Annotated in this window: 13 protein-coding genes and 1 pseudogene; 4 read left to right on the forward strand and 10 right to left on the reverse strand. The window is 53.3% G+C overall.

Annotated elements, in window-relative coordinates; translation table 11 throughout:
• Positions 1–5: 5 nt before the first annotated feature.
• The 9 genes and pseudogenes from DWZ54_RS06930 to DWZ54_RS06970 form a co-directional block, all read right to left on the reverse strand.
• On the reverse strand, positions 6–779 hold the full coding sequence (locus DWZ54_RS06930) for a hypothetical protein (protein ID WP_158573632.1): 774 nt from the start codon (positions 777–779) through the stop codon (positions 6–8).
• The gene (locus DWZ54_RS06935) at positions 751–1,515 is read right to left on the reverse strand and encodes an SIMPL domain-containing protein (protein WP_118475057.1); all 765 of its coding nucleotides are present in this window, start codon (positions 1,513–1,515) and stop codon (positions 751–753) included. Before DWZ54_RS06935 ends, DWZ54_RS06930 begins: the two co-directional genes overlap by 29 nt.
• Before the next feature lie 209 nt (positions 1,516–1,724).
• Positions 1,725–2,057 carry a hypothetical protein gene (locus DWZ54_RS06940; protein ID WP_118475059.1) on the reverse strand — a complete coding sequence of 111 codons (333 nt, stop codon included), beginning with the start codon at positions 2,055–2,057 and terminating at the stop codon, positions 1,725–1,727.
• A 22-nt stretch (positions 2,058–2,079) separates the two neighbouring features.
• The gene (locus DWZ54_RS06945; protein ID WP_158573633.1) at positions 2,080–4,674 is read right to left on the reverse strand and encodes a YadA-like family protein; all 2,595 of its coding nucleotides are present in this window, start codon (positions 4,672–4,674) and stop codon (positions 2,080–2,082) included.
• A 213-nt stretch (positions 4,675–4,887) separates the two neighbouring features.
• A pseudogene (locus DWZ54_RS06950) lies at positions 4,888–5,091 on the reverse strand (metallophosphoesterase); the annotation flags it as partial.
• Between the two features lie 16 nt (positions 5,092–5,107).
• Complete coding sequence (locus tag DWZ54_RS06955) at positions 5,108–5,476, reverse strand: hypothetical protein (RefSeq protein ID WP_118475063.1); 369 nt, start codon at positions 5,474–5,476, stop codon at positions 5,108–5,110.
• 2 nt (positions 5,477–5,478) lie between these two features.
• Positions 5,479–5,724 carry a hypothetical protein gene (locus DWZ54_RS06960; RefSeq protein WP_118475065.1) on the reverse strand — a complete coding sequence of 82 codons (246 nt, stop codon included), beginning with the start codon at positions 5,722–5,724 and terminating at the stop codon, positions 5,479–5,481.
• 172 nt (positions 5,725–5,896) lie between these two features.
• Positions 5,897–7,036: a metallophosphoesterase gene (locus tag DWZ54_RS06965; RefSeq protein ID WP_370245752.1), complete on the reverse strand. Its 1,140-nt coding sequence runs from the start codon at positions 7,034–7,036 to the stop codon at positions 5,897–5,899.
• A gap of 58 nt (positions 7,037–7,094) precedes the next feature.
• Complete coding sequence (locus DWZ54_RS06970; protein ID WP_118015152.1) at positions 7,095–7,334, reverse strand: hypothetical protein; 240 nt, start codon at positions 7,332–7,334, stop codon at positions 7,095–7,097.
• Positions 7,335–7,521: 187 nt separating this feature from the next.
• On the opposite strand from DWZ54_RS06970, the gene DWZ54_RS06975 reads away from it, so the two are divergent.
• The 3 genes from DWZ54_RS06975 to DWZ54_RS06985 are packed head-to-tail and all read left to right on the forward strand — an operon-like array spanning position 7,522 to position 11,056.
• Positions 7,522–8,028, forward strand: coding sequence for an NAD(P)H-dependent oxidoreductase subunit E (locus DWZ54_RS06975; protein WP_118015151.1), 507 nt, complete (start codon positions 7,522–7,524; stop codon positions 8,026–8,028).
• Positions 8,029–8,042: 14 nt separating this feature from the next.
• The gene (locus DWZ54_RS06980) at positions 8,043–9,296 is read left to right on the forward strand and encodes an NADH-quinone oxidoreductase subunit F (RefSeq protein WP_118475067.1); all 1,254 of its coding nucleotides are present in this window, start codon (positions 8,043–8,045) and stop codon (positions 9,294–9,296) included.
• Positions 9,293–11,056, forward strand: coding sequence for an NADH-dependent [FeFe] hydrogenase, group A6 (locus DWZ54_RS06985; RefSeq protein WP_199663287.1), 1,764 nt, complete (start codon positions 9,293–9,295; stop codon positions 11,054–11,056). The genes DWZ54_RS06980 and DWZ54_RS06985 overlap by 4 nt, the downstream gene beginning before the upstream one ends.
• A gap of 43 nt (positions 11,057–11,099) precedes the next feature.
• On the opposite strand, the gene DWZ54_RS11920 is transcribed toward DWZ54_RS06985, so the two are convergent.
• A complete protein-coding gene (locus DWZ54_RS11920; protein WP_199663289.1) occupies positions 11,100–11,267 on the reverse strand; it encodes a hypothetical protein in 168 nt (55 codons plus the stop codon).
• 442 nt (positions 11,268–11,709) lie between these two features.
• Here DWZ54_RS11920 and trpS point away from each other — a divergent pair, with 442 nt between their 5' ends.
• Entirely contained in the window at positions 11,710–12,717 is a 1,008-nt protein-coding gene (gene trpS / locus DWZ54_RS06990; RefSeq protein WP_199663292.1) for a tryptophan--tRNA ligase, read from the forward strand.
• Positions 12,718–12,787: the final 70 nt, after the last annotated feature.

Genomic DNA, 12,787 nt, shown 5'->3' on the forward strand with positions numbered 1-12,787 from the left:
TGTACTCAAAGATGCTCTCCAATCTCGTAGAGAGCATCTTCTATTATCATGACATCATGAATGCCGCGGCTGATGTAATACGTCACCACGAGATCCCCGGGACGCGCAGCCGAAAATGCGTATCCCGCGCGCTCCATAAATTCCATGGCCTCCGGCAGCGTCAGCTCCAGTGCCAGCGCCAGCCGAATGACCGTCCCCCGGCTCGGCTGGTAATGCGGCTTGGCACAAATGGCCGAAAAAAGCTTGCGGTCCATGCCCGCCGCCCGATAAATCTCGGGATTCGTGCGTCCCGAACGGTTCAGATAGCGAAACAGCAGCGACCGAAAATCCTCCCGCGGCTTCAACAGCTCCGCGGCAAGGTCCTTGGGCAGCTCCCGATACGACGGCACCTCGCGCCGTTCCGCCACCGTGATGAGCTTCGACCGGCCCGGCACCGTCCTCTTCCTGCTGGAATCGGACTCAGAATCCTCATCTTCCCATGGCATGACCACATCCATGAGGTGTGAGAAGCGTTTTCTCAGCCTGTCCACCGGCGAATCCGGCGCAGACGATGCCATCATGGCGCAGCCCGCGTCCTTACCGTTCTTCTTCTCCACCTCCTGCATAAGCTTCGAAAGCTCCGGGACAACCTTTCTCCGCCGTTTCCGGCGGTGATAATAATAGACCATGCCGATGATTGCCACCAGCCCGCCCAAAAGAATCAGGCAGCCCCACCAGGAAAGCCCCAGTTCCAGGAAAATTTCTTTTCCTTCAATTAACACATGTACATCGTTCGGCAAACGACCACTCCACTTTCACATCGGCTTCCAGCTGGATCAGCTGTGGCACATAACTGCCCTCCGCGCCTTCGTGCTTCGGCTTCTCGCCGTCCTCACATCGACGTTCATCGGTCACAATCTTATCGTCTTCCCACGGCATGATCATATCCATCACGCCCTCGAAGCGCGTAAAACTGTGATGATCCGCCACATAGCGCGGCAACTCCAGCTTCTGCGTCCTGTTGTATTCCACGTTGACGATCTCGCCGAGCTTCGTCCCGAGCCCCTCGGCCAGCTGACCGGCTTTGCGGCGCGCATCGGCAGCAGCCAGCCCCAGCAGATTCGCCTGCTCAATCGTCTCATCGCGCAGGCGATACCGGATCCGGTACGGCATCTCCTCCACGCTCGCCGTGAGCTTCAGCAAAATCTGCTCCAGAAGCCCACGGTTCAGCTCAAAGACGAGCTTCGCCTCACAATAGCACGAGTATCCCTTCATCTTACGGCGGAAAAAACCATGCTCCATCGCCTTGCCCGTCTCGAACGCCAGCATCTGCAGCGCCGTCCGCGGCAAACCGAAATCGAGCACCATCTGCTCCAGCCGCGAGAACCGGGCCTTGACGTCCTGCTGCGCCTTCGCAAACGACTTGTCCGTCTGCTGCAGGAAAAAGACAATCTCCACCTCATCCGGCATCAGCATCACCTTGCCATGCCCGACAACCTTCAACGTATGTTCTTGTTTTATTTCTCCAAAACTCATGAAAATCCCTCCCGTGTTGAAATAAAATCAGTCTATCACAGGAGGGATTCCTCATGGTCGCTCAGGAAACGACAACATACGAATATAAGTTCATCAATATGCAATTTCCCATGGAAATCCTTCCTGTATCGAACTAAAATCGTCTACACAGAAGGGCTTCTTTCTAATTACTCAGGAAACGAGGAAATCATCTATTAATTTTCCTTATATCAATCATTTGTATAAAATTTATTAATCTCAGTCAAGTATCTCTGTCTATCTGCATTTTCAACAAGATCAGATGTACAAGCTAAAAGTACATCGATAAGTTTTTTCTCATCAGATGTTATGCGATAAATTTTTCCATTTTGACTACATGTCGCGGTAGCACTCCCCAACAATTCAAGACAATCATGCCCCATACATTCAAAGCTTCCTGCTTCTTGTCTGACAATAAAAATATCACCATCGGAAAGGACTTGATATGTATCATCCAAGCCCTGTTCTTTAAGACATTTTTTCAGTCTAGCCTCATCAGTGCAATGATTTTTTTCAATAGTCATGATACTCACTCCATCCTCAACATTATTTATTAATCTTATCCATAATCATTTTCAACTGTTCTCTCATTTCCTGATTTTCACGCTTTAACGTTTCAATCTCTTGAGATTGTTCATCTAGTTTCATGGATTGATTATGGATAACTTCGGCCATTTTCTTTTTGCTCATAGCAGGAACACCTGAACCTCCAGGACCAAATTTAATGGTAATACCTGCGCTAATGCCGGGATTGCCATTGCCGACCGTCGCGCCTAAGTTCATCAAGCAATTTTCATCTGGCTGATAGAATGCACCTACAGCTGCTGCATTTGCATTACGGTAATGGCCATAGCCAACACCAAATTGCAATTTATCATCCTCATCAAATTCCATCGGCTTTAAAGCAGCCAAGGCATTGCTGCTTGCTGCGGCTCGACTGATATCGTTTTTCAGATTGCTATAGGCATTATTCATATTCTGATAGATTTGCTGCGTATTCTCATTGACATACGCTACATTTGCTGCAGATGACGGGTCTTGACTATCTGTCTTAACCCCTGTAACCACTCGTTTCTGCTGATTTCCTGATACATCTATAACAGAAGCCGAATCATCCGCAGCAATACGAACGACTTTGCCATCTGATTTAACTAATCCATAGTTGCCAACACCTTGTAGCGCATCAAAGACTTTACCACCAGAAATCAAACCTGTATCTCCGCGAGCAATCGTCCCTGTATCCAGTTTGGACTGCCAACTTTGTACATCTGCTGCCGATAAATTATCAGCGGATTTATTGACCTTCTGATCAAGATCAGCTTTAACCGTATTGCGGATTGCGTCTTCATTAACACTCACCGTATAAGTCTTGGCACCGGTAGTATCTTTTCCTTCTAACACAGATGTATTGCTTCCTGCAATTACCTTGAGAGCCGTCTGCGACAACTTTTTGATGGTATTTTTTCCTTCATCTGTCAAGTTCGTAAGGCTTACATCCGCTTTACTACCGAGATCCGTAGTCAAACCGCTGACTTTATTATCAATCTCTGCCCGATTATACGTTTCCTCCTTCGTATAGACATCCGCCTTATTGGCTTTTTCCCCCAGGTCCGATTTCATGATGTCCTTCACCGCGTTCTTGCCCGCATCCGTCAGATTGCTCAAGTCTGCATCTGCTTTTCCTGACAAATCCGTAGTCAGGCCGCCGAATTTATTATCAATCTCCGTTCGGTTATACGTTTCCTCCTTCGTATAGACATCCACCTTATTGGCTTTTTCCCCCAGATCCGATTTCATGATGTCTTTTACCGCGTTCTTGCCCGCATCTGTCAGATTGCTCAAGTCCGTATCTATTTTTCCTGCCAAAGCCGTATAAACCGTTCCGCCCGTGACCAAGCCAGTATTCCCATTTATAATCGTTCCATCTGCAACAACGGAAATCTTTTTGCGTTGCTGACCAATTGCGTTGGCTTTAGTTGCATCATCCTTGACCTTAACATAATCACCAGCCACCAGTTCCGTCGTCTGTTCGACTGTAGCCACATCGTGAGCTGCCTTGCCATCAGCTACTTTGACCAGACGATTATATCCTGCTGCACTATATGTATTTTCCGTAATAACAGGTTCTTTTGTGTAGTCATTGGTCGTGCCATCTGCGTTTTTTATGATTTTTCCTTCAGAGTCCGTATCTGTGCGCTGCTGCCAGGTCAATGTATAACCAGATATATCCCCAGCATTATGACCAAAGGCAATTGTATCCTCTTCATTGGTTGTACTTGCACGTCCTATTGCCACTCCATTAGTAACGGTAACAACAGAGGATGAACCGATAGCAATAGCACGTGATGCATTTTGACCAGTAGATCCACCTATTACAGTAGAACCATATCCCATTGCAATTCCCGATGTTCCTCCCAGAGAAACAGTATATTGCCCCAAAGCTATATTACCATTGCCACCGATTATCGAAGACCCACTCCCAAAAGCTACATTTTCACTACCACCACTTATCGAGGATTGATATCCTATGGCTACATTATAATTACCGCCACTTATTGAAGATTCATGTCCTGAAGCCGTATTGCCACTACCACCACTTACCGAGGACTCATACCCCGAGGCTTCGTTACTATATCCCCCGCTCACTGAAGACTGTATTCCCGATGCTGTATTATTATCTCCTCCACTTATTGAAGATTCATTTCCTGAAGCGGTATTACCACTTCCACCACTTACCGAGGAACTATCTCCTATAGCTACATTTCGATCACCACCACTTACCGAAGAATGGTCTCCCGAAGCCGTATTGCTAAGGCCACCACTCACTGAAGACTCATCCCCCGAGGCTTTGTTACTACCGCCCCCGCTCACCGAAGAATAATTTTCTGATGCTGTATTCCCCAAGCCACCGCTTACCGAGGAATCCTCTCCCGATGCTGTATTCATTCCGCCAGCTAAAACCTTCCCTTCCGCTGCATACACATTACCACTTATCCCCGTGGTAACAACAGCTCCAACAGTCAATGCCACTAAAATCTTCTGACTGGTACAACGCACTTTACCATGTGTACGAGCAATTTCCGCCACAGCCACATATGCATTTTTGACAATTGACCAAACGACTTTATAAATATGATTCATGGGAAACATCTTCTTTCTATGCTATATTCTTAAATGAACCTTATAAAGTTAAAAATAACTAAAAATTCAATTAAGATTATAGCACAACAGTCCCCCCCCACAAGACATCTTCTAATATATCAGAAAAAACGTTCTTTTCCAAAGAAAAAAAGAGAGCAGAAATCATTTGGTAAATAAGCAATGATTTCTGCTCTCTTATCCCTTAAACACCTATCAAACCGCCCGCAGATTGAAGTAAGCGATTTTCGGCGGGCAGCCGATGCGGCAGGGGAACCAGCTGCCGTTGCCGCAGTGGACGTAGCCGTAGGACTCGCCTTTCTGTACCATGCCACGGGTGTACTTGAACACGGGGAACAGCGGCAGGCCGAGGATGCCGAACTGGCCGCCGTGGGTGTGGCTGGAAAGCGTCAGCATGATTATTTGTCGTAGATCGCTAAATACCTGACAGCGTCACCTTATCGTATGCGTTATTCTTCTTATCTTCCGGATGCGGCTCTAAGCCGATGATGGTGATATCTCGCTGGTCAGGCCCGTAGACCCAATACATCCGCATGGCACGACTATTCCGATTTTCCAGATACGACTGCCATACTTTCATGCCATAGCGCTTTGATAACGGCCCAATCTCATGCGTATGCAACCCAGGATAAGCATGATTGCTCGCCAGCAGTTTCATGGCCTTGCCCCACTTCTGATACAATTTCTCTTCTTGTTTGGACAGCTTCCCTTCCACATGGCCCTGTCGAAGACGTTCCCAGAGAGCAAGCATTTCAGGAATGCCAAGACAAATCAAGAATTGCATAATCAAAACTCCGACAAATCAACTGGCGCTGAAACATTTCCCTGATGAAAGTTCCGGATAGAATCATCCATCATCTTCAAAGTCCTGGCTGATATCTGCTTGGGCTTGACCAGTTCACGAGGTTCCAGAAGAATACAGCCATTATCGTACTCTTTGACCTGATAATATGAATACTTCGCTCCACGAATCGTCAACCGTTTCTTGGCATCCAGATGTGCCATGTAATCTACATGAACAGTAGCATCCATATGATTTCACCCTTTCTAGTAGGTGGGAAATCCCACTTTTTATTTTATTATACAGCGCAATGAAGGACAAAGTCAATTTCCCTGTGTTACAAAGAGTCAGCAAATCCATAAATTCCAACGCACTGCTCAAAGCCTTGCAAGCACTGACCTGGAGAGATGAGCAAGGTATGTGCTAAACCGCCCGCAGATTGAAATAAGCGATTTCCGGCGGGCAACCGATGCGGCAGGGGAACCAGCTGCCGTTGCCGCAGTGGACGTAGCCGTAGGACTCGCCTTTCTGTACCATGCCACGGGTGTACTTGAACACGGGGAACAACGGCAGCCCGAGGATGCCGAACTGGCCGCCGTGGGTGTGGCCGGAGAGTGTCAGAGCGATCGCGCGTTCGGCGGCGAGGTCGATGAAGTCGGGGTGATGCGCGAGGAGCACGGTCGGTGCGCCTGCGGGCAGTTTTTCCAGGGCTTCTTCCATGTATTCTTTGCTGAGGTCCGCGAAGTGCGGCCGGTCCATTGGGTAGTCGACGCCGGTGAGGAAGATGCTGCGGCCGGGAATCTGGCGGCATTCGTTGACGAGGACCTGCACACGCGTGTGCGAGAGGTCTTCGAGGATGGCCGTCACGCCGCGGAAGTGCTCGTGGTTGCCGAGGCAGTACCAGATGCCGTCGGGGAATGCATCGACGTAACGTTCGAGCAGCCTGGCGGCCTGATGGTTCTGTGCGTTGTCGTCAAAGAGGTCACCGGTGATGGCCAGGAGGTTGGGCTTCGCGGCAGCCGTGTGCTGCAGGAGCGTTTCGAGGTCCTGCACGGAGAAGAAGGCGCCCAGATGGATGTCGCTGAGCTGTGCGATGCGGTAGCCGTCTTCGGCCAGGCGATGCACAGGAATGTCATAGGAGCGTTCAACCAGGGAATCGCGCTCGACAAAGCTGCCGTAGAGGCTCAGTCCCGCCGCGGCAGCGGGATAGACGGCGGCCTTGCTGAGCAGCCGGCGCCGGCTCTCGTCGACGGGCACAGCCATCATGCGGCGCCACAGGCAGCGGACGAGAACGGCCAGCATCACGAAGACGCTGCCGATGAGCTGCGCGAGAATGAACGCGACGATGAGCTCCAGCAAAACGGCATTGCCGCTTACCTGATGGTAGCGTATTGCACGGAACATGAACCAGGCGATCGCGATGATATCGAAGGCCAGGACAGTCAGGCGGGCATAGAGGAGTTTCCCGCCCGTCAGTAGGTAGCGCATCGGCCAAATCAGGAAAAAGAACAATACCGCCAGAAACGTTATGACAATCAATGTGAGCCAGGTCAAACCAATCACCTCAAAATTGACAAAAAAATAGACCGGTGATCCGGTCCGTGAAAATTCTCAGCCGTATTCAGGCCAAACCACGAAGATGAGCTGCTTCCGCTTGCCGTTCCCGGTAATACCAGCGGATGGATTTGCCAATCGCACAGCGTACTGCATCGAGTTCGCCGCGCTGGGCCAGTTTCTTGAGCTGAATGACATCAAAGCCACTGACCGACAAGTAACTTGCAGAAAGGAATCCACCTCGTTTCAATAACTTGCGATAACTCGCACTGTCACGACGATCCATTTCAATGTTCTTGATTGCCATGATAATCCCCCCATGGTTTTGGTCTTCTTTACAAGCCATCCTCGGGCAATTAAATTATACCACAAAATTGTAAGCTATTCCACTATGTGTCCATCATATATTTCCATTTATTTTTGTTATAAACTAAGATATAATATACTTATCTGTTATTCATGTGTATTATTGTCTCGTATAAAGGAGGCTTCCCATGCTGACCGCACAAACAAAGGAATATCCGCTCGACAAGGAATTGCAGGAGCGGATTGACCTCGTGCTGGAATCTCACAACTACGACCCCACGCAGATTGTCGGGATCCTGCTCGAGGTGCAGGACCTGAATGAACGCCATTACGTTCCCGAGCCGACGGCTTACTACATTGCCAACCGGCTGGACATGCGCGTCACGAATGTTTTCGACTGCCTGAAGTTCTACAGTGAACTTTCCCCCGTACCCCGCGCCAAGTATCCAATCCAGGTCTGCTGCTCGCCGGCCTGCCGCGTCAATGTCATTGACTCGCACCGCCTGATCGAGACGCTGCAGAATCTTTTGGACATCAAGCTCGGCGAAACGACGTATGATGGCCGCTTTACACTGGAGAAAGTCACCTGCATCGGCGCCTGCGACCGCGCACCGGCCGTGCGCATCAACGGCCACGTGTACGATCATCTCGATACGAAAGATAAGATCGAACAGCTGCTGCGTTCGCTGCCTTGAGGAGGAGGAAGATCATGACTGAACCTGTACATTTCCTGACCAAGAATTTTGGCCGTTACGATACTTCCTCGATTGGCTCGTATATGAGCATCGGCGGCTTTGAAGCACTGCGCAAAGCCGTCAACACTGACCCGAAGGAGATCACAGATCTCATTTCATCGGTGAAGGTGCGTGGCCGCGGCGGCGCCGAGTACGAGCTCGGGCGCAAGTGGAGCCAGGCACGTGCCGTGGTCGGCGAGCGCAAGGTCGTCATCTGCAACGCCGATGAGGGCGAGACGACGACGTTCAAGGACAGAGAGCTCATCGAGCACGATCCCTTCAACCTCATCGAGGCCATGATCATTGCGGGCTACGTCGTCGGTGCTACGGACGGCTACATCTACATGCGCGCCGAGTACGCCTGCTTCCGTCCGCTGCTGCTGAATGCCATCCGCCAGGCGAAGAATTACGGCTTTCTCGGCACGAACATCCTGGGCAAGGGCTTCGATTTCAACATCCACCTCTATTCCGGCGCCGGCGCCTATGTCTGCGGCGAGGGCACGGCACTCATCCGCTCCATCGAGGGCAAGGCCGGCCGCCCGCGCATGAAGCCGCCTTTCATCAAGGTCAGCGGCGTGTTTGCGCGCCCGACCTGCCTCAACAACGTCGAGAGCCTTTCAATTGTGCCGCATCTCCTCATGGATAAGGAAGGCTTCTACGCTTCGTGCGGCCAGGGCGATTCCATCGGCACGAAGATGATCAGCGTGGCCGGCAATGTCAATCATCCGGGAGCCTTCGAGATCCCGTTCGGCATGACGGTGCGCGAGATCATCTACGGACTGGCCGGCGGCGTTCAGCGTGACCGCGCCATCCGCCTGATCCAGTTTGGCGGGGCTTCCGGAAAGGTCGCCGATGCCTCCATTCTCGACACGCCGTATACGTATGAGGATTTGCGCGCGGCCGGCGTCATGGTTGGGTCCGGTGCGTTGCTCGTCATCGACGAGCGCACGAGCGTGCTCGATTTTCTGCGCATGAACCAGGAGTTTTTCTCCGAGGAGAGCTGCGGTCAGTGCACGCCGTGCCGCGAGGGCAATCTGCACATCAAGATCATCCTCGACAAGATGGCGGCGGGCACGGCTACGCGCACGGATATCGCCATCATGGCAAAGATTGCCCGCGTCATGAGCATGTCGTCGCTCTGCGGCCTCGGTGAGACGGCACAGAATACTCTGCGCTCTGCCATGAGGGTATTCCCGGAAGTTTTTGAAGTGGGAGGACCGGTAGCATGAGCAACGAACAACAACAGCAAAATGAAATCCCCATGGTCCATCTGACCATCAATAATATCCCCCTCGAAGTGCCCAAGGGCACGAAGATCATGCAGGCTGCGCAGAAACTCGGCATCGATATCCCGCATCTCTGCTATCATGAGGATCAGCGCATCAAGGCCCACTGCCGCCTGTGCTCCGTCGAGGTCGTCGGCAAGCGCCGCCTGCTCGCGGCCTGCTCGACGGAGGTCTGGGAAGGCATGGAGGTCCACACCGATACGCAGATTGTGCGCGACACGCAGGTGTCCCTGCTCCAGCTCATGCTGGCCAACCATCACAAGGACTGCCTGTCCTGCCCGCGCAACCAGAACTGCGATCTGCAGCGCCTCTGCAGCCGCTTCAACATCCAGCATTCATCGCTGCCCTCCGTCTACAAAGAGCAGCCGCGCATCGTGACGAATCCGGCCATCGTACGCGACCCGTCGAAATGCATCCGCTGCGGCCGCTGCATCCGCGCCTGCAAGGATGTCCAGGGCATCGCTGCGCTCACGTACGCCGGGCGCAGCAGCGACATCGTCGTGACGACGGCCTACAACAAGCCGATGGAACAGACGGACTGCATCCTCTGCGGCCAGTGCAGCCTCGTCTGCCCGACGGGCGCCATCGTCGAGAAGGACGATACGGAGAAGGTGCTCGACGCGCTGCAGGATCCCAAGAAACACGTCATCGTGCAGGTCGCGCCGTCGGTGCGCGTCGCGCTCGGCGATGCGTTTGGCATGGAGCCCGGTGCCATCGTGACGGGCCAGATGGTCACGGCGCTGCGCCTGCTCGGCTTCGACAAGGTCTTCGATACGAATTTCGGCGCGGACCTCACGATCATGGAGGAAGGCGCGGAATTCATGGACCGCCTGCAGAACGGCGGGGTCCTGCCGATGCTGACCTCCTGCAGCCCGGGCTGGGTCAATTACGTCGAAAAGCATTTCGGCGACTGCATCCCGCATCTTTCCTCGGCGAAGTCCCCGATGAGCATGTTCGGTGCCATTGCCAAGACGTATTATCCGCAGCAGGCCGGCATCGATGTGCACGACATCGTCACGGTTTCCATCATGCCCTGCACGGCCAAGAAGTACGAGGCCGCGCGCAGGGAGATGGGCCGCGACGGCATGCAGGATGTCGATATCGTGCTGACGACGCGCGAGCTCATCAAGCTCATCAAGTATGTCGGCCTCTCCTTCGACCATCTGCCGGAGACGGATTTCGACAGCCCGCTCGGCACGGCTTCGGGTGCCGGCGCGATATTCGGCACGACGGGCGGCGTCATGGAAGCGGCGCTGCGCACGGTCTGCGAAAAGATGACGGGCAAGACGCTCGAGCGCCTGGACTTCGACGATGTCCGCGGCGTCAAGGGCATCAAGGAATGCACGCTCGATATCGGCGGCCGCAAGATCCGCGTTGCCGTGGCCCACACGCTGCGCAATGCGCGCATCCTCATGGAGCAGGTGCAGAACGGCACCTCCCCCTATGATTTCATCGAGGTCATGGCCTGCCCCGGCGGCTGCATCGGCGGCGGCGGACAGCCGATCGGCACGACGAATGCCGTGCGCCGCAAGCGCATGGCCGCGCTCTACGAGATTGACCGCAAGCTCCCGATCCGCAAGTCGCATGAGAACCCCGTCATCCAGGTCCTCTACCGCGATTTCCTCGGCGAACCGCTCGAAGGCAAGGCGCATGAACTGCTGCATACGACATATCAGCGCGTGAAAAAAGAATATGAGTTCTGACATGAACGCATGAAGAAGGGGCTCTCAGACAAGGGCCCTTTTTTCATGCATCCGCATCATCCTGTTGTTCGTAAGCCAGCAAGTCATCGAGCAGGACCTGCAGGGCCCGGCGCGCGATGAAGACCGGACAGTCCGGCGAACAGACTTCGCAGTGGCCGCAGCATGCCTCGACGGCCGCCAGTGCTTCTTTCACCTTATCGCTTTGCAGCATTAATATCACCTCTTTTCCTGTCAAATTCTCCTGCCTTGATTATAGCGCATCACGCGGGAAATGGCATCCATCATCATTCCCGGCACACTGCCGCCAGAACTTGACAAGGCAACAGGCCGGTGGTATCCTTAAAGCAATATTGATAAACCGTTGAGGCGAAGATAACGTCAGTCATGCGCGCACAGAGAGTCCGGGGGGCTGGGAGCCGGATGGCAGACAAGCTGGCAAATGGATCGCTGAGGGCGCACTGAACCGCTTTTGCGCAGTAGGCTGCGACGTGTGGCACGCGTGAGTGGCCGGGAGCATGCTTGTGCTCCAGCAAGTGCACGGCTCGTCCGTGAAGCAGGGTGGCACCGCGAAGATTTCGTCCCTGGCAGTATGGCTTGTACTGTCAGGGACTTTTGTTTTCCTGACAGCCGAAAGACAGAAAGGAAGCTTTATCATGGAAAACGAAGCAAAGAAAATCATCCTCTCGGGCATTCAGCCCACGGGCGTCTTCACGCTCGGCAACTACCTCGGCGCCGTGCGCAGCTGGAAGCAGATGCAGGAGGATTACAACTGCTATTACTTCATCGCCGACCTCCATTCCCTGACGATCCACATCGAGCCGCAGAAGCGCCGCCAGCAGACGCGCGAAGCCTTTGCCCTGCTGCTCGCCTGCGGAATCGATACGGAGAAGAGCCTCGTCTTCGTGCAGAGCCACAACAAATGCCATGCCGAGATGGGCTGGATCATGGACTGCTGCTCGCAGTTCGGCGAACTCTCGCGCATGACGCAGTTCAAAGATAAATCGGCCAAGCATCCCGATAACATCAACGCCGGCCTGTTCACGTATCCGTCCCTGATGGCCGGAGACATCCTGCTCTACCAGGCCGATTACGTGCCGGTCGGCGCCGACCAGACGCAGCATCTCGAGTTCACGCGTGATGTCGCGACGCGCTTCAATCACACGTACGGTGAAGTCTTCAAGCTGCCGGAAGGCTACTTCCCGAAAGCCGGTGCACGCGTCATGAGCCTGCAGGACCCGACGAGCAAGATGAGCAAGTCCGATACGAACCCCAAGGCCACGATTTCCATCCTAGACGACGAGAAGACCATCCTCAAGAAGTTCAAGAGCGCCGTCACGGACAGCGATGCCTGCGTGCGCTTTGACCCGGAGGCAAAACCTGGCGTCAGCAACCTCATGACCATCTACTCGGCCGTCACGGGCAAGACGATGGCAGAAATCGAAGCCGAATTTGCCGGCAAGGGCTACGGCGATTTCAAGACGGTTGTTGGCCAGGCCGTTGCCGACGAGCTGCGTCCGATCCGTGAGAATTTTGCCCGCCTCATGCAGGACCGCGCCTACCTCGATGAAGAGATGAAGAAAGGCGCGGAGCGCGCTTCGTACATCGCGAGCAAGACGCTGACAAAGGTCAAGAAACGCGTCGGTCTTCTGCTCGAGAAATAAGAGATACCGTCATCCTATTGACGACAAAAGCCTGCCGCTAGTGCGACAGGCTTTTTGTGTCTGAAGATGG

The sequence above is a fragment of the Mitsuokella sp. AF33-22 genome (assembly GCF_003475755.1).
Lineage (GTDB): Bacteria > Bacillota > Negativicutes > Selenomonadales > Selenomonadaceae > Mitsuokella.